Consider the following 17,101-nt stretch of genomic DNA (forward strand, 5'->3'; position numbering starts at 1 on the left):
CAGGAAGCTTCCTGATGGCGAGAGGGTGACCCCGTAAGTAACCTCACTTGGGTCGGTGGTTGTGTTCCCCTTGCCCAGACTTCTGATACCGGTGGAGTCGACACCGGAAGAAACCCGGGTTGCGGCAACGCCCGACACGGTCAAAAAATTCATTTCGTTGGGCTGCAATGTGGCAGTCGAACGCGGAGCCGGTACAGCCTCCGGCTACCTCGATGAGGCTTATGCCCAGCAGGGTGCGGATTTGATCCATGCCGGAGATGCATCGGCCTGGAGTCAGGCGGATGTTCTGCTCTGTGTTCAATCGCCGAGCGAAGCCGGCCTAGCCCGCCTTCGCCAGGGAGCGTTGGTGGTTGGTCTGCTCTCCCCCTACGCCAACGAAGACCTAACGGCAGGCCTTCAGCGCGGCGGTCTCTCTGCCATGGCGCTCGAACTGCTGCCGCGGATCAGCCGGGCTCAGTCTGCGGATGCTTTGTCCTCCCAGGCCAACATCGCTGGCTACAAGTCGGTGTTGCTGGCTTCCGCTGCTCTGGATCGTTACTTCCCGATGCTGATGACGGCAGCGGGCACCGTTCAACCTGCAAAGGTTGTGATTCTTGGAGCTGGTGTGGCGGGCCTTCAAGCGGTCGCCACAGCCCGCCGCCTCGGTGCAGTCGTTTACGTCAGTGACATCAGGCCGGCGGTCAAAGAGCAGGTTGAATCGCTCGGCGCCCGTTTCATTGAGCCACCTGAGTTGGAAGACAAGCCGTCTGAATCCGGCGGTTATGCCAAACAGGCCTCCGATGCATTCCTGGCTGCTCAGCGACAGCAGCTGTCTGATCAACTGGCTGAGGCCGATGTGGCCATCTGTACCGCCCAGGTGCCCGGTCGCCGTGCTCCGCGCCTGATCAGTGAAGACATGCTCGATCGGATGCGTCCAGGCGCTGTGGTGGTTGACCTGGCGGTGGCCCAGGGCGGTAACTGCGCCGACACCGTGCCTGGTCAGACCGTGGACCGTAAGGGTGTGAAGCTGATTGGCGGCAATGATCTGCCCTGCAGCGTTCCCAATCACGCCAGTGCGCTCTACGCCCGCAATCTCTTGGCTCTGTTGGAGCCCACCATGAAGGACGGTGTCCTCAACCTCGATCCCGAGGATGAACTGATCGCCGGCTGTTTGATCGCCCAGGACGGCACCATCCGTCGTGGCGACGTCCTTACCCCAGGTGCCAACTGATGTTTGTTGAATTCCTTTGGGTTCTCCTGCTTGGCAGCCTGCTTGGGCTGGAGCTGATCGGCAAGGTCCCCCCCACCCTTCACACTCCGTTGATGAGTGGTGCTAATGCCATCTCGGGCATCACCGTTCTGGCAGCGCTCACCGCGATCATCAAGGCGGGCGATAACACCGTGGTGTTGCTGCTCGGCTCCGTCTCGCTGGGCTTTGCCCTGTTCAACGTGATCGGGGGCTTCCTCGTGACCGACCGCATGCTGGCCATGTTCAGCCGCAAGCCTGCTCGCAAGGAGAACCGCTGATGTCTGACCTTCTGAAATACGCGATTGAGCTGGTTGCGGTTCTTTTGCTGGCCCTCGGCATCAAGGGGCTCTCTAAGGTGCGTTCAGCCCGGGGTGCCAATCAGCTGGCGGCTGTGGCCATGGGCCTAGCGGTGCTTGGTCTGCTGATCAACTATCTCGGCACCACCGGCATCAGCAGCGCGGCCTGGGTCTGGATCATTGCCGGCACTCTGGTGGGTGGTGTGCTCGGAGCCATCACCGCCCAGCGGGTGCCGATGACCTCGATGCCAGAGACGGTCGCCCTCTTCAACGGCTGCGGAGGCATGTCCTCGTTGCTGGTGGCATTGGCTGCTGCGCTCTATCCGGTGGCCCTTGATGCGGCGGGCCCTGTGGCCGTGGTGTCCATCGTTGTGTCTGTCTTCGTGGGTGCGATCACCTTCACAGGCTCCATCGTGGCCATGGCCAAGCTGCAGGGCTGGCTTTCCACGCCTGCTTGGATGCAAAGCAAGGGCCGTCATGTCGTCAACATCGCGCTGGCGGTGGCATCCCTCGTGGGTGCCATTGAGATGCTGCGCAACGCTGATTCAGGTACGGGCCTCTGGCTTCTGATGGCGGCCTCCGGCCTGCTGGGGATCGGAGTGACGCTGCCCATCGGCGGGGCTGATATGCCCGTGGTGATTTCGCTGCTGAACAGCTATTCGGGTGTGGCTGCGGCCGCCGCCGGTTTCGTGGTGGGAAGCCAGTTGCTGATCGTGGCGGGTGCCATGGTCGGCGCCGCCGGCCTGATCCTCACCCAGGTCATGTGCAACGGCATGAACCGTTCTCTGGTGTCTGTTCTGTTTGGTGGAGCTCTTGGTGCGACCACTGCCACAGGTGGTGGTGGCGAATACACCAACATCACCAGCTGCAGCGTTGAGGAATGCGCCCTCACCCTGGAGGCTGCTGAACGGGTGGTGATAGTTCCTGGTTATGGCTTGGCTGTGGCCCAGGCGCAGCACACGCTGCGGGAAGTGACCCGCGTGCTGGAGAGCGCCGGCATTGATGTGGCCTATGCCATCCACCCTGTGGCTGGTCGCATGCCCGGCCACATGAACGTGCTCCTGGCTGAGGCGGATGTGCCTTACGAGCAGCTCCAGGAGATGGACCAGATCAATCCCGAGTTCCCTGCTACTGATGTGGTGCTCGTGCTGGGGGCGAATGACGTGGTCAATCCCCAGGCCAAGAGTGATCCCAATTCGCCGCTATACGGCATGCCCGTGCTGGATGTGCAGGATGCACGCACGGTGTTCGTGGTCAAACGGGGCATGAGTGCCGGCTACTCCGGCATCAAGAACGATCTGTTCGAGCTCGCTAACACCTCGATGTTGTTTGGGGATGCGAAAAAGGTTCTTGGCGACCTCTTGGTGGAACTCAAAGATCTGGGTCTGGGCAAGAAGTGATGGGCCGCGGCGTGGATAACCCCCAGCTGCGTGAGCGGCTGGGGGTTGCCTCGTTTCAACAGCGCTGGCCGTGGATTGGTGGCGATCTGCAAACCCTGCGAGACACCCTGCGCGAGGTGGATCTTCCCCACGATCAAGGGGTTCCGATTCCAATCCCTGTGCCTGCCTTGCCCAGTGGAGCTGCCGCTGCTGGGGCCTTGTTGGCGCTGCTTGATCAGCCTGAAGGGGAAGCCAGAGGCCTGGTGTTGCTTCTGCACGGGCTGGGGGGATCCAGCTCTCGTGAAGGCCTAAGGCGGATGGGTGTGGCTTTGCAGGCTGCAGGTTTTGCAGTGCTGCGGCTGAATCTGCGCGGTGCTGATCCCGGCCGGCATCTGGCGGGTGGTACCTACGCAGCGCGCTGCAACAGTGATCTGCTGCCGGTGATTGCGCGGGCACGAGCGTTGGCGGCGGGACGCCCGCTGCTGGGGGCAGGCATCTCCTTGGGCGGCACGATGCTTCTCAATGCCTGTCTGGCATCGCCCGGTGTGCTCGATGGCCTTTTTTGTGCAAGCAGTCCGCTTGATCTGGCGGCCTGCAGTGCCTCGATCGAACGGCCGCGCAATCGGATCTATCAACGCTGGCTGCTCAAGCGGTTGGTGCGACAAACCTTGGCAGATCCCTTTGGGGTGAGCAGCCAGGAGGAGTCCACGCTGCTGACGACGCCACCACGTTCAATCCGTGCCTTCGACAGCGCCGTGACAGCTCCACGTTGGGGATTCTCGGATGTGGAGGCGTACTACCGCGAGGCCTCACCCCTTCAGCATCTGCTGTCGCACTGTGATGTGATGCCGCCCACGCTGCTGCTGCAGGCACTCGACGACCCCTGGGTTCCCGCTTCAGCTGCCATGGATCTGGCTGAGGGTTTGCCTCCCGAGGCTGGTATAAGCACATTGTTCACCCGAAAGGGGGGGCACAACGGATTTCACGGGCATGGCGGCTGCTGGGGGGATCAGTTGGCGGCAGCCTGGCTTGGCATGGTTGCTCGAGGTATTTGACCATCTGTTTTGTGGCTTGGTCCTGCGTCGAAATCGCTAAGGAGATGTCGGCTTAGATGCTATTAATCCTGAGCGACATATCGGTTATATCTGCAAAACTTACTTGCTTTTGAGTGCTTTGATGTATAAGGATAAGGGTGGAAATTAAAAATATATGTGTTCTTGCTTCCGCTTCAGAACCCAGCCTCGAATTAAATGAAATGGATCTAGATTTTCTGGTTTTCTGTGGGTTTGCGAGAGTATTTCTAAATTAAGGTAAACCCACCTAGAAGTAAAACGCTTTGTCAGAGGGGTTTTGATAGACAGCTCCACCGCATCTTGTCGCAATCCTCCAAAGAGCTTTATGGATTGGGGTGGGGTCGTATCGCACCAGCTCGGGAAATCTTTGCCTCAACAGATTTGTTCCGTGCCAAGCGTTGTAGTGGGGAATCGATGAGTTGACGTGATGACAAACGTGAGTGGATCCGATCCCGTGGTGCAGAAGATTCAGGATGGGTCCGTAAGGGCGGTCAACCGTCTGAAGGGCTCCCTTCGGCCAAGACCATGTTTCATTTGAAAAATGAGGAATATCGCTATTCGTGTGTTGTAGCCAGGTGTATGTTGTCAGCCACATGTTGATTACCATGTATGGCAATCCATACAGACAGAGCACTCGAAGTGGGGAATATTGTATCGACGCTGCAATCAAGAAAGAAACCATGGCCAGCAAGCCAAGATTGGAACGGATCATCCATTTTTTGAATGTTTCAGGAAACAAGCGGCGCTTTCCGTTGGTGATTCGCTTGCCATTCCAAAAATGAGATGTAGGAGAGTCGTAGTCTTCCCCGCCAGTTGCTCCAAAAAATAGATAGAGCTGCCAGCCGATAACGAGATGGTTGAAGAGAGAGATAATCCCGAAGATGACTGGATGCAGGTTTTGCTTCAGCTGTTCTGTGGTTTTTCCTAATGTTGACGTTGCCCTTGGCGGTACGTGGGTTTCTCCTTTCTCAAGGTGATTGCAGTGGGCGTGATGTACGGCATGGCTATGGGCCCAGCTGTAGTAAGGCACAAGGAGAATGCTATGGAGAGCAAACCCCACGCCCCCTTCGATCCGACGATTGGGGTGAAAGGCGTGATGGCCGCACTCATGGGCAATGACCCAGCAGCCCATCGCAATGGTGCCGGTAACAGCTCCATAGAGAAGCCACAAAGGTGTGGCTGCGGCAGAAAGTGGGATGAGCGTTCCAACGCCAACTGCCAAGGACGAAAGTCCGACTGACATCACCAAACTCATCCACGCCTTGAAAGGGCTCAACTTGGAGAGCTCTGGTGGCAAGGTTTTCAGCAACTCCGCTTTTGTCGGATAGGCGGCTGATTTGTGAGTGCATTCAGAGGCCGTTTTTGTTGGTCTGATCGTTGCTGCAAATGCCAATCGAGAGCCTCAGGACAAGCGAGAAGTGATCAACGCTTAAGGTTTTCATCATAGTTGTTCGTCTCGCCAGCTGTGGGTGCTGTCGAGTGATAGGTGCTGGTTACTGCTCTGGAGGTCCCCTCACTCAGTTGCCAGGCAAAAACTGGAGTATTTGATCAATTCTTCTTGCGCTTTCTTGTTTCTGGCAGGAGCTATGGTGACACTTGTTAGTGTATAGAATTATATGTGCTAAGTTGATATTTGCTCTGCGAAGGAAGAATGTGTAGGGCCTAATGGTGTTTTTTTTAGGATCCATTCTTCGACGGGTTGTTGGTCGATAATGTGTTTTTGAATAATTTTTTTTATCCTGCTGGGCGACACTTCTGCGTACCAAATTCCGTCTGGCCAAACAACAAGAATGGGTCCACGCTCACACACCCTGAGGCAATCAACTTTGCTCCTTAGGACAATCCCTTCAGGGCGTTGCGTGTTTTCTAAGTCCAGCTCACGAACAACGCTTTTCAGTTCATTCCAGGTTTGTGAACCCAGGGCAGGATCGCAGCATTTGGCCTTGTTGGCGGTAGCGCAGAGCAGAAGGTGGTGACTGACCCGTTGCATGCTTAAGCGGCGAGAGCTCCCACGGGCAAGCGGGTCACACCCCGATCCACCTGTTCACGCACCGCGGTTCGGGCCCACTGATCCACCCGCAGCACATCGTCCAGTTGCGGCTGGGTCATCAAGTCGGCTTTATGCCGCTCACAGGCTGCCTCGATCACCGTTGGGATATCCAAGAAGTGAATTCTCTCCTCAAGGAACTGCGCCACGGCTTCTTCGTTGGCGGCATTCATCACCGCAGGCATCGTGCCACCGGCGCGACCGGCGGCATAGGCCAGTTCCATGCAGGGGTACTTGGCGGGGTCAGGTGCGCGGAAGGTGAGCTGGCCGATTTCGGTGAGATCCAGCCGGCGCCATGGCGTCTCCAGGCGAGACGGCCAGCTCAGGCAGTAGAGGATCGGCAGCTTCATGTCGGGCCAACCCAGCTGGGCCAGGACTGACGAATCCGCCAGCTCGATCATGGAATGGATGATGCTCTGGGGATGGATCACGATCTCAATGTGGTCGTAATCCAGGCCGAACAAATAGTGGGCTTCGATCACCTCCAGGCCTTTGTTCATCAGGGAGGCTGAATCCACGGTGATCTTGCGGCCCATGCTCCAGTTGGGATGACTGGTGGCATCGGCCACGGTTGCCTTCTCCAGGTCAGCTGCCTTCCAGTCGCGGAAGGCGCCGCCGGATGCCGTTAGCTGAATCCGGCGCAGCCCCGGTGTGGGCACTCCTGTAGAAAGCCGTGCGTTTTCAGCCCAGGGGGTTCCCTGCAGGCACTGGAAAATGGCCGAGTGTTCCGAATCAGCTGGCAGCAGCCTGCTGCCGCTCTTCTTCAACTCCGGCAACACCACGGGTCCGGCAGCAATCAGCGTCTCCTTGTTGGCCAGGGCCAGGTCTTTGCCTGCTCGCACCGCCGCCAGGGTCGGTAACAATCCGGCGCAACCAACAATGCCCGTCACCACGAGGTCAGCGCTGTCCCATGCGGCAGCGACATTGAGGCCGTCAGCGCCCCCAACCAGCTTCGGCGTATGGCTGGCTGCAACGCCCGCATCCTTAAGCCGCTCCTGCAGATCCGGCAGCAGATCGGCATCGGCCAGGGCCACCACTTCAGGGCGATGCCTCTGGATTTGTTGAACCAGAAGATTCAGGTTGCGGCCGGCCGTGAGTGCCACAACCCGGAACTGATCGGGGAATTCCTCAGCGATCTGAAGGGTCTGGGTGCCGATGGAGCCCGTGGATCCCAGCACGCTGATGGCTTTCACGCTGATCCGGCAGTTGCGACAAGTCTCCCACCAGGACTGTTAATCGCTGGCAAGCTGGCGGACAGCTTGTTTAGAGCGCATGGCGAAGGAACAGTGGCGATCGGGACTGGGCTTTGTCTTGGCGGCTGCGGGTAGTGCCGTTGGGCTGGGCAACCTCTGGGGCTTTGCCTACCGCGCATCTCAGGGGGGTGGCGGCGCCTTTCTGTTCCTGTATGTAGTGATTGTGCTCTTGGTCTGCCTGCCGGTGCTGGTGGCAGAAATGGTGCTGGGTCGCAGCACCGGCCAGAGCCCTCTTCTTGCGCCGGTGACGGCGGCTGGTCGTCGCTGGCAGCCCATGGGCTGGCTGTTCGTGCTGGCTGCCAGTGGAATTCTTGCCTTCTACGCAGTGCTGATGGGCTGGACCGGGGCGACACTTGTACAGACCCTGACGCAGGGACTTCCTGCGGATATCGCCTCAGCTGAAGCATTTTTCGCGGGTCTCAGTGGCGGACGTTCCGCCTTGATCGGCCAGCTTCTGAGTCTGGTGGCGACTGCCGGCGTGGTGGCTGCCGGCGTGCGCGGAGGAATCGAGCGTTTGTCCCGCTGGGGCCTGCCACTGCTGTTCGTTCTGCTGATCGGCCTTGCGGTTTGGGCCGCTGGCCTTGAGGGCGCCTCGGAGGGCTACCGGACCTTCCTGCTGCGCTGGGATAACAGTCAGTTGCGTGACCCCACCACGATTCGTAATGCCTTCACGCAGGCCTTCTTCTCGATTGGGACGGGAATCGGTTGCATCCTTGCCTACTCGGCCTATCTGAGCAGGCGTGCCCACCTGCCGCGGGAAGCCGTGGCGGTGGTTGGGATGGACACCGCTGTGGGATTGCTGGCCGGAATGGTCACCTTCCCCGTGGTGATGAGTTTTGGCCTTCAGGATGTGATCAGCGGCTCGACCCTGGGCACGATCTTTATCGCTTTGCCCACTGGCCTGGGGTCGCTTGGCTCCACAGGCCAGGTGGTGGCTGTGCTCTTTTTCGCCTTGGCCCTCATTGCTGCGATCACCTCAGCTGTGTCCCTACTGGAGGTCCCGGTGGCATGTCTGATCGATCGACTGGGTTGGAGTCGAGCTCGGGCCGTCTGGGTGTCCACGGCCTTGATCTTTGTGGCCGGGCTTCCGGCGGCCACCTCCATGGAGGTTCTGGGCTGGATGGACTCCGTGTTTGGGGGGTTATTGCTGATTCTTGGTGGGTTGCTGCTGGCGTTGTTGCTGGGCTGGGTGCTTCCGGAGCGCTTTCAGGAGGAGCTCACCCATTCAGGCAGCCCACTCTGGTTGAAGCGCTTTCTGCTGGTGATGCTGCGTTGGATTTCGCCGCCCGTGATTGCCTTCGGTCTGGTGATAAGCGTGATCGACCTGATGTCTAGTTGAAGGATTCGCTGGGCCCGAAGCTGGCCTCCAACTGCTTTGAGGCGAGCGTGATCTCGCGCAGAAAGCAGATCGCTGCTGAGGTGAGCATCAGCATGGCGGCCACGAACAGCGGTGCCACAACCATCGAAAGGTTGATCTGCAGGGCAACCGTCAGAAAAATCACGGCAACAACCGTTGAAATCAACAGGGTTGACAGGGTGAGAAGCCCAATGGCACGCACCACTAACCGCATGCGCTGACGAATCACCCTGAATTCAGCCTGCTCGTCGCAGTCCAGCTCCTGGCAGCGACGTTTCAGCTCTCTGGCTCGATCCACGCTGCGGCTCAACCGTCCAGACAGCACATTCATCATCGCCCCGATACCAGCTAGGAGAAACACCGGCGAAACCGAGAGCTGAATGGCTTTCAGCAGTGTCTCCGCTGGTGCCGCGCTCATGGCTCACCAGGGGGATTGAGCATGGATTCCATTTTGCGAATCCTCAGCAGCATCTTGTCCCATACCTCCGCTTTCCAGGCTTGCTCCGCATCGCCACTGGATTCAGCCAATTGCCGCTGAGTTGCGAGCTTGGCGTCGAGGTCTTCGCCCGCATCCAGGGCTTTCATCAGCTCCATTTCCAGCTTGGCGGTTTCCATGAAATTCAGCTTTTTCAGCCAGAGCATGGGGAGAGAGGACGGTGTGCTTTTCAGTCTGCCGGGATCAGGAGCGGATCCACTCCGTCACACCGCCGGGTTTGTCGATCAGCTCCACACCCTTGGCAGCGAGCTCATCCCGGATCCTGTCGGCTTCTGCGTAGTTCTTCGCGGCTTTGGCAGCCTTTCTGTCTGCGATGGCCGCATCAATCGCGCTGTCATCGAGGTTCGAGGCCGCCTCTGCTTCTGTGCGCAGTCCCAACACCGCCGCCAGTTGGCGTAGGAGCTGCCAGCGACCCTGGAGGGCGTTCAACTCCGGCTCAGGCAGTGCGGCGTCCTCGCCCCGTTCCAGCCGGTTGGCAAGGGCCCGGAGGGGCTTGGCCAGATCGAACAGAACAGCCAGTCCCCCCGAGCTGTTGAGGTCATCATCCATGGCGCTGATGAAGCGTTGCTCAAGCTCAATCAGAACGGTGTCGGTGGGACCGCCATCGGCATTCACGGCTCCCTCCTGCAAGGGTGCGGCGGAGCTCCAGCCGAGGCTGTCGCCATGGCGATCGCTAAGACCCAGTGCCGCGTTGAGCCCCTTCCAGCCGGTGGCCGCGGCATCCAAGGCATCCGCGGTGAAATCAAGCGGCTTGCGGTAGTGCGCTTGAAGTACAAACAGGCGCAGGGTCATCGCCGAGACCCCGCTCTCCAGCAGCGCGCGGATGGTGGTGAAGTTGCCGAGGGATTTGCTCATCTTCTGCCCGCCGACATTGACCATGCCGTTGTGCATCCAGATCCGGGCCAGGTCTTGGCCTGTAGCTGCTTCGGATTGGGCTATCTCGTTCTCGTGGTGCGGGAACACCAGGTCGGCGCCACCGAGGTGGATGTCGATTGTGTCTCCGAGCTCCGCCCGCACCATGGCTGAGCATTCGATGTGCCAGCCAGGGCGTCCCTCACCCCAGGGGGAGGGGAAGCTGGGTTCTCCGGGTTTGGCCCCTTTCCATAGCGCGAAATCGAAGGGGTGTTTCTTGCGGGCCTCTTCGGCATCGGCAACGCGACCAGCTGCATTGTCCTGTTGTTCGCCCAAATCGCGGCCGCTGAGCTTGCCGTAACCGGCATGCTTCATCACTGCGAAGTACACATCCCCTTCAGCGCTGTAGGCCGCACCTTTGGCTTCCAGTTCGCCGATGAGATTGCGGATCCCATCCAGGCACTGAGTGGCGCGGGGCATGCGGTCAGGCCGCAGGATTCCAAGAGCATCCATGTCCTGATGGAAGGACTCGATGTTCCGCTCGCTGACGGCCGTCATCGTGGAGTTCTCCTCATCGGCGCGTTTGAGGATCTTGTCGTCGATGTCGGTGAAGTTCTGAACGAAGGTCACCTCGATGCCCCGCCAGATCAGATACCGCCGCAGCACATCCCAGTTGATGTAGCTGCGGGCATGGCCCAGGTGGCAGAGGTCATAGACCGTCACGCCGCAGCAGTAGATGCTCGCTTTGCCCGGTGTCAGCGGTGTGAACGGCTCGGTGCGGCGGGTGAGGGTGTTGGTGAGCCGCAAGGACACAGCCGTTCAGAAGCTGCGGCTGAGGCTACGGCCTGTTCGGTTGCGTTTATTTCGCTTCCATCCAGTTCGCGCCGACGCCGGTCTCCACCACCAAGGGCACAGTCAGCTCGACGGCCTGTTCCATGGTCTTCACCACCAGCTCTCGGAGGGCCTTCAAGGCATCCGGTGCGACTTCGAGCACCAGTTCGTCGTGCACCTGCAGCAGCAGTTGGGCCGGCAGCCCCTGACGCTGCAGGGCTGCTTGCAGCTGCACCATCGCCACTTTGATGATGTCGGCACTCGATCCCTGAATCGGAGCATTGGCCGCGGCCCGGAGTTGTTGAGCCTCCATGCCTCCGCGGCGGGCTACATCCAGATCGATCTCCAAGGGGTCCTTGCCCAGCAGTCTGCCCAAACCATTGCGGTCAAAATGGAACGGGCGCCGGCGGCCAAGGATGGTTTCCACGTAGCCGCGGCTCAGGGCAAGACGTTCCTGCAGCTCCAGGAAGGCGAACACCTTCGGGTAGCGCTGCTTGTATTTGGCCAGAAAATCCTTGGCTTCGCTCTGGTTGACGCCGGTTTCCCGTGCAAAGCGCTGGGCCCCCATGCCATAGATCACGCCGAAGTTAATGGTCTTGCCGAGGCGGCGTTCATCCGGGCTGACCTCGTCTTTATCCAACAGCAGCCTGGCGGTCAGCTCGTGCACGTCATCGCCGTTGCGGTAGGCCTCCTGCAGCACCTCTTCGCCCGAGAGGTGCGTGAGAATGCGCAGCTCGATCTGGGAGTAGTCAGCACTGAGCAGGGTCCAACCTTCCTGAGGCAGGAAGGCCTTGCGGATGCGCCGGCTGTACTCGGTGCGCACTGGGATGTTCTGCAGGTTGGGGTTGCTGCTGCTCAGCCGGCCCGTCGCCGTCACCGCCTGGTTGAAATCGGTATGGACACGCCCTGTTTCCGCCTCCACCAATTGGGGCAGGGCATCGATGTACGTGCTCTTGAGCTTGCTGAGCACCCGGTGCTCCAGCACCAGCGGCACCACGGGGTGGTCATTGCCGAGTTTCTCCAGCACGGTGGCATCGGTGCTGAAGCCGGTCTTGGTTCGGCGGGATTTCTTGCGATCCAGCCCCAGGGTGTCGAACAGCAGTTCCCCCAGCTGCTTGGGTGAGGCCAGGTTGAACTCAACGCCGGCGGCTTCTTTGGCTTCGGATTCCAACCGCTGCAGGGTGGTTCCCATTTCCTCCGAGAGGCCCTGGAGGTAGGACACATCGATCCGGATTCCGGTGGACTCCATGAGGGCCAGCACCGGTTCCAGGGGCTGCTCAACCTGTTCGAGCAGCGGCAGCAGCTGGGGACCCATTCCCTCCAGCTGACTGTGAAGCAGCAGTGCCAGACGGCGGGTGACGTGAACGTCCATGCCGCAGTACAGGCTGGCGGGCTCCAGCGGGACATCGGCGAAGGTTTGTTTTTTGCCCACCAGATCCGTGAAGGAGGTGGGCTGGAAGCCAAATTCCCGCTCCGCCATCAGCTCCAGGCCATGTTTGGCTGCTGCATCCCGTAAGTAATCCGCCAGCAGCGTGTCGATCACAACACCCTCCAGGGCAACGCCGTGTCGCAGCAGGATCAAGCGGTCGTATTTGGCGTTTTGAAGGGTTTTGGGGTGGGTGTTGCTGGCCAGCCAAGGAGCGAGGGCGGTGAGTACGGTTTCCAACGCCAGCTGCTCAGGGCTGCTGTCTTCGGTGCTCTTGTGCCCCAGCGGGATGTAGGCCAGCGCGTCCAGGGCCTCGTCCCAGCAAATGCCGATGCCCACCAGCTCAGCCCGAAAGGGGTTGAGGTCGGTGGTCTCCGTGTCGAGGGCGACAGGCTGGGTGCTGTCGGTGCAGGCCATCAGCCTCTGCACCAGTGCATCCAGGGCTGCTTCGGTTTGGATCAGCTGGGGTTTCAGGGCGGGCAGCCCCACCTCCTCGTCTGTCGCCTGGTTGGCCGCGGCATCGGCACTCGGCTGTTCTGAGGGGGCAGGGCGGGTGGTCTTGGCAGCAGCGGCCTCCGCGTTGGCCCTGTAACCACCTTCTGAAAAGGCCGCCACAAAGCTCCCCACCTGGCGCAGCAGGCTGTTGAGCTCGAGGTCTTCCAGGCAACTCCTCAGGCCGTCGGCATCCACCGAAGACAACGGCAAGCTTGGTTCCTTGGGGAGGGGAACATCCACAAGAATCTCGGCCAGCTTGCGCGAGAGATAGGCGTTGTCATGGTCTGAGCGCAGTTTTCCCTTGAGTGCTCCCTTGATGGCTCCCCGACTGGCTTTCGGCCCTTCCGCTTCCACTTGCTCGAGGGTGGCGTAGACCGCGTCGAGATCGCTGTTCTCCTTGAGCAGGTTGATCGCCGTTTTCGGGCCCACACCGCGCACGCCGGGGATGTTGTCGGAGCTGTCACCGGTCAGGGCCTTGAGATCCACCACCTTGTCGGGCATCACGCCGAGCTTGCCGAGCACCCCCTCTTCACGAATCAGCATTGGGCCACTGCTTTTGGCGTAGGGGCCTCCGCCCATGTACAGCACCGCGATGTCGCGGCTGTCATCCACAAGCTGAAACAGGTCGCGGTCCCCAGACAGGATCCGAACGCCCCAGCCCGTTTCGGCTGCTCGGTTTGCCAGGGTTCCCAGAACATCGTCAGCTTCGAAGCCCGGTGCGATGCAGAGGGGGAGCTGCAGGTGCGTTTCCAGGATCTGCTGCAACTGCTCAAGGTCCTGGAAGAACACCTCAGGTGCCACATCCCGATGGGCCTTGTAGTTGGCGTCGGCCTTGTGGCGAAAGGTGGGCTCGGCCGTATCGAAGGCGATCGCGACGCCTTCAGGCTTCAGGGATTTGCTGTTGTCTAAAAGGGCTTTGAGAAAGCCATAGGTCACGCTGGTCGGCCTGCCGTCTTTGGTCGCTAGGCCACCCTCACCCCCCTTGCTGAAGGCATAAAAGCTGCGGAATGCCAGGGAGTGGCCATCCACAAGCAGCAGAAGGGGCTTGGCGGTGGCCTCAGGCATGACGGTGTTGAAAAGTTGGTGGATTAATCGCGGCGATCAGCCCAGGGAGGCAGATCGATGAACACGCGTGTTCCTGACTCAAGACCGTTCAGGATCGCAGTCTGGTCGCCGCTGCTGTTGCCCAGTTCCACCGGCTGGAAACGTGGTTTCTGGTTTTCATCCACCAGCAAAACGCCCGGTTTGCCCTCCTCCGTCACGATTGCCACGGTGGGCACAAGGAGTTTCGGTGCACTGCGCCCTGTTTGAAAGTTGATGTCGGCAGTCATGCCGATCAGCAGTTTTTTGGGCGGATTGACGAAGTTCAGCTTCACTTCGAAGGAGGTGACGTTGTCTTCTTTCTCAGCGCGGGGGGCAACTTCACTCACACGTGCGGAAAAGCGTTCATCGGGGAAGGCGTCAACGCGGATCTCGGCGTTCTGGCCAGTCAAGATGCGTCCGATGTCGCTTTCCGGAACGCGGGCGCTGACTTCCAATCCCTGCGACAGCTCAACAATCGATGCGCTGGTGGCACCTGCAGTTGCCGAGGCGGCGGTGGTGGGGGTTACAAACGATCCAGGTTCTGTGTAGCGCGCAGTGATGGTGCCGGCGAAGGGTGCGCGGATTCTCTGATCACGGCTCTCCTGTTCCAATTGCTCTAGACGTTCTCGAGCTGCAGCCAGGCCCGCCTGTCGGGCCAGCATCTCGAAGCGCACGTCGCTGAAGTCGTCAGCGCTGATCACGCCACTGGCATAGAGCTGGCTTCGACGATCGAAATCCTCTTTTTTGGTCTGGAAGTTGGCCTCCGCCTGGCGCAGCAGAGCCTGCCTCTCTTGCAACCGATCCTCGAGATCCGCTTGATCCATCACCGCCAGCACCTGGCCTTTCTCCACCGCATCGCCTTCATCCACAAGCAGTTCATCGAGCACCCCCTGCTTGCGCGGACTCACGTTCACCTTCTGCTGGGCCTGCAGTTCGCCGCTGGCGGTAATGACCCCTGAGAGAACGCCCCGCTCGGCAGTGGTGGTGAACGGCGTCAAGTCCCGCTGACGGTTGCTCCAGGGACCGAACCGCAGCAGGACTCCCCCACCGCAGAGGGCCAGCACCAGCAGCCCAACCATCACTGCTTTGGGCCGCTTGGATCTTCCTTTCGCCATTGATGCAAGCTCGGCCTCAGGAGATTGGGACGCAGGGGAGCGCAAGGACTGCAGCATGGGCCCACAAAACTTCACAACAGTCTCGCCGTTGGCCGGTAGATTCCGCCGATGCTCAAAGCCGGAATTGTCGGATTGCCCAATGTGGGCAAGTCCACCTTGTTCAACGCATTGGTGGCCAATGCCCAGGCGCAGGCTGCCAATTTTCCGTTCTGCACGATCGAGCCCAATGTGGGCAGCGTGGCAGTCCCTGATGAGCGGCTGGATCGGCTAACCGAACTCAGCAAGAGTCAGAACACCATCCCGACCCGAATGGAGTTCGTGGATATCGCTGGATTGGTGAAAGGTGCCAGCCAGGGCGAAGGTCTGGGCAACAAGTTTTTGGCCAACATTCGTGAGGTGGACGCGATCGTTCACGTGATCCGTTGTTTCGAGGACGATGACGTCATTCACGTCTCGGGGTCCGTTGGTCCGTCCCGAGATGCGGAGGTGATCAACCTGGAGCTGGGTCTGTCTGACCTGGCCCAGATCGAAAAGCGACGGGAGCGTCTGAAGAAGCAGATGCGTACCAGCAAGGAAGCACAGCTGGAGGATGCTGCGTTGGAGCGGATTCAGGCTGTGCTTGAGAACGGTGGCGCGGCCCGCAGTGTCGAGCTGGCAGATGAGGAGGCTGCCTTGATCAAGCCCTTGGGGCTGTTAACGGCCAAGCCAATTATCTACGCCACCAATGTGAGCGAGGAGGATCTTGCCGATGGCAATGCCTTCTGCACCGAGGTGAATGAGCTAGCGGCCAACGAAGGGGCCGAAACGGTGCGGATTTCAGCCCAGGTGGAAGCTGAGCTGGTCGAACTGGGTGACGACGAGCGCGCCGACTACCTCGAAGGTTTGGGGGTGACTGAAGGGGGTCTGCAAAGTCTGATCCGCGCCACCTATCGCTTGCTGGGTCTGCGCACCTACTTCACCACCGGTGAAAAGGAAACCCGGGCCTGGACGTTCAAGGCTGGGATGACCGCACCGCAAACCGCTGGGGTCATCCACACCGACTTTGAGCGAGGCTTCATCCGAGCTCAGACGATCGGTTGGGAGAAGCTCTTGGAAGCTGGATCACTGGCAGAAGCACGCAATAAGGGTTGGCTGCGCAGTGAAGGAAAGGAGTATGTGGTGGACGAAGGTGATGTAATGGAATTTTTGTTCAATGTTTAGGGATTGGGTTATGCCTCGTTAATGGGGTCTTTCGGATTGAGATAGTTCTCATTGCCTGAAGATGTTGCAGCGATATTCTTCCGGTTTCTTCTCGTGTTCGGGCAGATCTCGAGATCTTTAATATAATTATCTCAAGCTTTGTTTGGAGTTATGCCCTTTGAATTGCTTGCGGCTACTCCATTGCTGGCGGCAGTTGCCCTGAGCGGCTCCTCGAATGAGGCCTCTGTTCTTGTGGCGCAGTCGGTTCTTGTTGCACAGTCTGTGAATCAAGAGGTTCACAATCGATGCCTGGAGGCAAAGGACTACGCGGGCTGTGTGCAATCCAACGGCGGACAATCTCCTGCTGGAATGGGAGGTTCAGATGGAAAAAAGGATTCAGGGCTGAAGGAGAACTGTTTTGCTGACAATGTCTGTGTTGCAAAGCCAGGAACAGATCAGCTTGGTTTTCCCAAAGTGGTTGGTTGGACTTACAAGTATTGGACGTCCAACAATGTGGTGCAGTATTGGAAGATGCCGCCGATGCGAGTGCCTCACAAGGGTCAGCCGGATCGATATGTTGCCTTGAATTATGTTGAGCATTATTATCAACAGCCTGTTGCTGCTACTGCTGGATATTACGTTGAAACATCGCCAAAAAAGAAGACTTGTCTTCCTACTTTTGGGGGTGGAACTTGGGTTAATGGTCAATGGAAGCCCAGCCCTGCTGGAAAAACATGCACGACTACAGAAGCCCGGAAATCATGGGTTCCTGGTACTCCGGCTGTGGAGGGAGGTCCGCGTTCAAGATCGTGGGTTCAGGTCTTTGATTGTAAAGACAAGACGAAAGCTCAGTATGTGAATGGAAGATTGAGGGGTAATTGGCCATCAATGAATGGTGGCGACAATCATTTTTGCTTGGATAGGTCTGAGTTGAAGGCCTTGGATATGAAGCTCTGAAAAAATAATTTTGGCTGTGTCAACTACCCTGGCG

The 17,101-nt window shown here is 59.2% G+C and carries 14 protein-coding genes; 7 read left to right on the forward strand and 7 right to left on the reverse strand.

The genetic code is table 11. The features are described from left to right. Positions 1-70 precede the first annotated feature (70 nt). The 4 genes from FZZ92_RS00475 to FZZ92_RS00490 are packed head-to-tail and all read left to right on the forward strand — an operon-like array spanning position 71 to position 3,958. The gene (locus tag FZZ92_RS00475) at positions 71-1,210 is read left to right on the forward strand and encodes a Re/Si-specific NAD(P)(+) transhydrogenase subunit alpha (protein WP_226422316.1); all 1,140 of its coding nucleotides are present in this window, start codon (positions 71-73) and stop codon (positions 1,208-1,210) included. Continuing rightward, entirely contained in the window at positions 1,210-1,506 is a 297-nt protein-coding gene (locus FZZ92_RS00480; RefSeq protein ID WP_115025338.1) for an NAD(P) transhydrogenase subunit alpha, read from the forward strand. Before FZZ92_RS00475 ends, FZZ92_RS00480 begins: the two co-directional genes overlap by 1 nt. Continuing rightward, positions 1,506-2,924, forward strand: a complete 1,419-nt coding sequence (locus tag FZZ92_RS00485; protein ID WP_226398882.1) for an NAD(P)(+) transhydrogenase (Re/Si-specific) subunit beta — start codon at positions 1,506-1,508, stop codon at positions 2,922-2,924. Before FZZ92_RS00480 ends, FZZ92_RS00485 begins: the two co-directional genes overlap by 1 nt. Further along, the gene (locus tag FZZ92_RS00490) at positions 2,924-3,958 is read left to right on the forward strand and encodes an alpha/beta fold hydrolase (RefSeq protein ID WP_226398881.1); all 1,035 of its coding nucleotides are present in this window, start codon (positions 2,924-2,926) and stop codon (positions 3,956-3,958) included. Before FZZ92_RS00485 ends, FZZ92_RS00490 begins: the two co-directional genes overlap by 1 nt. A gap of 265 nt (positions 3,959-4,223) precedes the next feature. Here the strand turns inward: FZZ92_RS00490 and FZZ92_RS00495 are convergent, their stop codons facing one another. Together FZZ92_RS00495 and FZZ92_RS00505 are read right to left on the reverse strand one after the other, a co-directional pair. Beyond that, the gene (locus tag FZZ92_RS00495; protein ID WP_226422317.1) at positions 4,224-5,369 is read right to left on the reverse strand and encodes a fatty acid desaturase; all 1,146 of its coding nucleotides are present in this window, start codon (positions 5,367-5,369) and stop codon (positions 4,224-4,226) included. Positions 5,370-5,968: 599 nt separating this feature from the next. Next, complete coding sequence (locus FZZ92_RS00505) at positions 5,969-7,216, reverse strand: 1-deoxy-D-xylulose-5-phosphate reductoisomerase (protein ID WP_226422318.1); 1,248 nt, start codon at positions 7,214-7,216, stop codon at positions 5,969-5,971. A 79-nt stretch (positions 7,217-7,295) separates the two neighbouring features. Between FZZ92_RS00505 and FZZ92_RS00510 the strand changes: the two genes are divergently transcribed. Further along, on the forward strand, positions 7,296-8,615 hold the full coding sequence (locus FZZ92_RS00510; RefSeq protein WP_226398877.1) for a sodium-dependent transporter: 1,320 nt from the start codon (positions 7,296-7,298) through the stop codon (positions 8,613-8,615). On the opposite strand, the gene FZZ92_RS00515 is transcribed toward FZZ92_RS00510, so the two are convergent. The 5 genes from FZZ92_RS00515 to FZZ92_RS00535 form a co-directional block, all read right to left on the reverse strand. Further along, positions 8,608-9,051 (reverse strand): DUF2721 domain-containing protein, encoded by a 444-nt coding sequence (locus FZZ92_RS00515; RefSeq protein ID WP_226398876.1) that lies wholly within the window; start codon positions 9,049-9,051, stop codon positions 8,608-8,610. The genes FZZ92_RS00510 and FZZ92_RS00515 overlap by 8 nt on opposite strands. Next, the gene (locus FZZ92_RS00520) at positions 9,048-9,248 is read right to left on the reverse strand and encodes a hypothetical protein (protein WP_226398875.1); all 201 of its coding nucleotides are present in this window, start codon (positions 9,246-9,248) and stop codon (positions 9,048-9,050) included. Before FZZ92_RS00520 ends, FZZ92_RS00515 begins: the two co-directional genes overlap by 4 nt. A 64-nt stretch (positions 9,249-9,312) precedes the next feature. Beyond that, positions 9,313-10,794 (reverse strand): cysteine--tRNA ligase, encoded by a 1,482-nt coding sequence (gene cysS / locus FZZ92_RS00525; RefSeq protein ID WP_226398874.1) that lies wholly within the window; start codon positions 10,792-10,794, stop codon positions 9,313-9,315. 46 nt (positions 10,795-10,840) lie between these two features. Beyond that, positions 10,841-13,798, reverse strand: a complete 2,958-nt coding sequence (gene polA, locus FZZ92_RS00530) for a DNA polymerase I (protein WP_226422319.1) — start codon at positions 13,796-13,798, stop codon at positions 10,841-10,843. A 23-nt stretch (positions 13,799-13,821) separates the two neighbouring features. After that, complete coding sequence (locus FZZ92_RS00535; RefSeq protein ID WP_226398872.1) at positions 13,822-14,931, reverse strand: efflux RND transporter periplasmic adaptor subunit; 1,110 nt, start codon at positions 14,929-14,931, stop codon at positions 13,822-13,824. 108 nt (positions 14,932-15,039) lie between these two features. Here FZZ92_RS00535 and ychF point away from each other — a divergent pair, with 108 nt between their 5' ends. Together ychF and FZZ92_RS00545 are read left to right on the forward strand one after the other, a co-directional pair. After that, positions 15,040-16,131: a redox-regulated ATPase YchF gene (gene ychF, locus FZZ92_RS00540; protein ID WP_226422320.1), complete on the forward strand. Its 1,092-nt coding sequence runs from the start codon at positions 15,040-15,042 to the stop codon at positions 16,129-16,131. Positions 16,132-16,281: 150 nt separating this feature from the next. After that, positions 16,282-17,067: a hypothetical protein gene (locus tag FZZ92_RS00545; protein ID WP_226422321.1), complete on the forward strand. Its 786-nt coding sequence runs from the start codon at positions 16,282-16,284 to the stop codon at positions 17,065-17,067. Positions 17,068-17,101 lie beyond the last annotated feature (34 nt).

This window comes from Synechococcus sp. MU1611 (genome assembly GCF_020514255.1).
Taxonomy (GTDB): Bacteria; Cyanobacteriota; Cyanobacteriia; order PCC-6307; family Cyanobiaceae; genus Parasynechococcus.

Bases quoted from the DNA above. Each gene is read 5' to 3' on its own strand.
- FZZ92_RS00510 (WP_226398877.1), top strand. From the start codon at position 7,296: ATGGCGAAGGAACAGTGGCGATCGGGACTGGGCTTTGTCTTGGCGGCT.
- FZZ92_RS00480 (WP_115025338.1), top strand. From the start codon at position 1,210: ATGTTTGTTGAATTCCTTTGGGTTCTCCTGCTTGGCAGCCTGCTTGGG.
- FZZ92_RS00535 (WP_226398872.1), bottom strand. From the start codon at position 14,931: ATGGCGAAAGGAAGATCCAAGCGGCCCAAAGCAGTGATGGTTGGGCTG.
- FZZ92_RS00520 (WP_226398875.1), bottom strand. From the start codon at position 9,248: ATGGAAACCGCCAAGCTGGAAATGGAGCTGATGAAAGCCCTGGATGCG.
- FZZ92_RS00545 (WP_226422321.1), top strand. From the start codon at position 16,282: ATGCCCTTTGAATTGCTTGCGGCTACTCCATTGCTGGCGGCAGTTGCC.
- polA (WP_226422319.1), bottom strand. From the start codon at position 13,798: ATGCCTGAGGCCACCGCCAAGCCCCTTCTGCTGCTTGTGGATGGCCAC.
- FZZ92_RS00515 (WP_226398876.1), bottom strand. From the start codon at position 9,051: ATGAGCGCGGCACCAGCGGAGACACTGCTGAAAGCCATTCAGCTCTCG.
- FZZ92_RS00490 (WP_226398881.1), top strand. From the start codon at position 2,924: ATGGGCCGCGGCGTGGATAACCCCCAGCTGCGTGAGCGGCTGGGGGTT.
- FZZ92_RS00485 (WP_226398882.1), top strand. From the start codon at position 1,506: ATGTCTGACCTTCTGAAATACGCGATTGAGCTGGTTGCGGTTCTTTTG.
- ychF (WP_226422320.1), top strand. From the start codon at position 15,040: ATGCTCAAAGCCGGAATTGTCGGATTGCCCAATGTGGGCAAGTCCACC.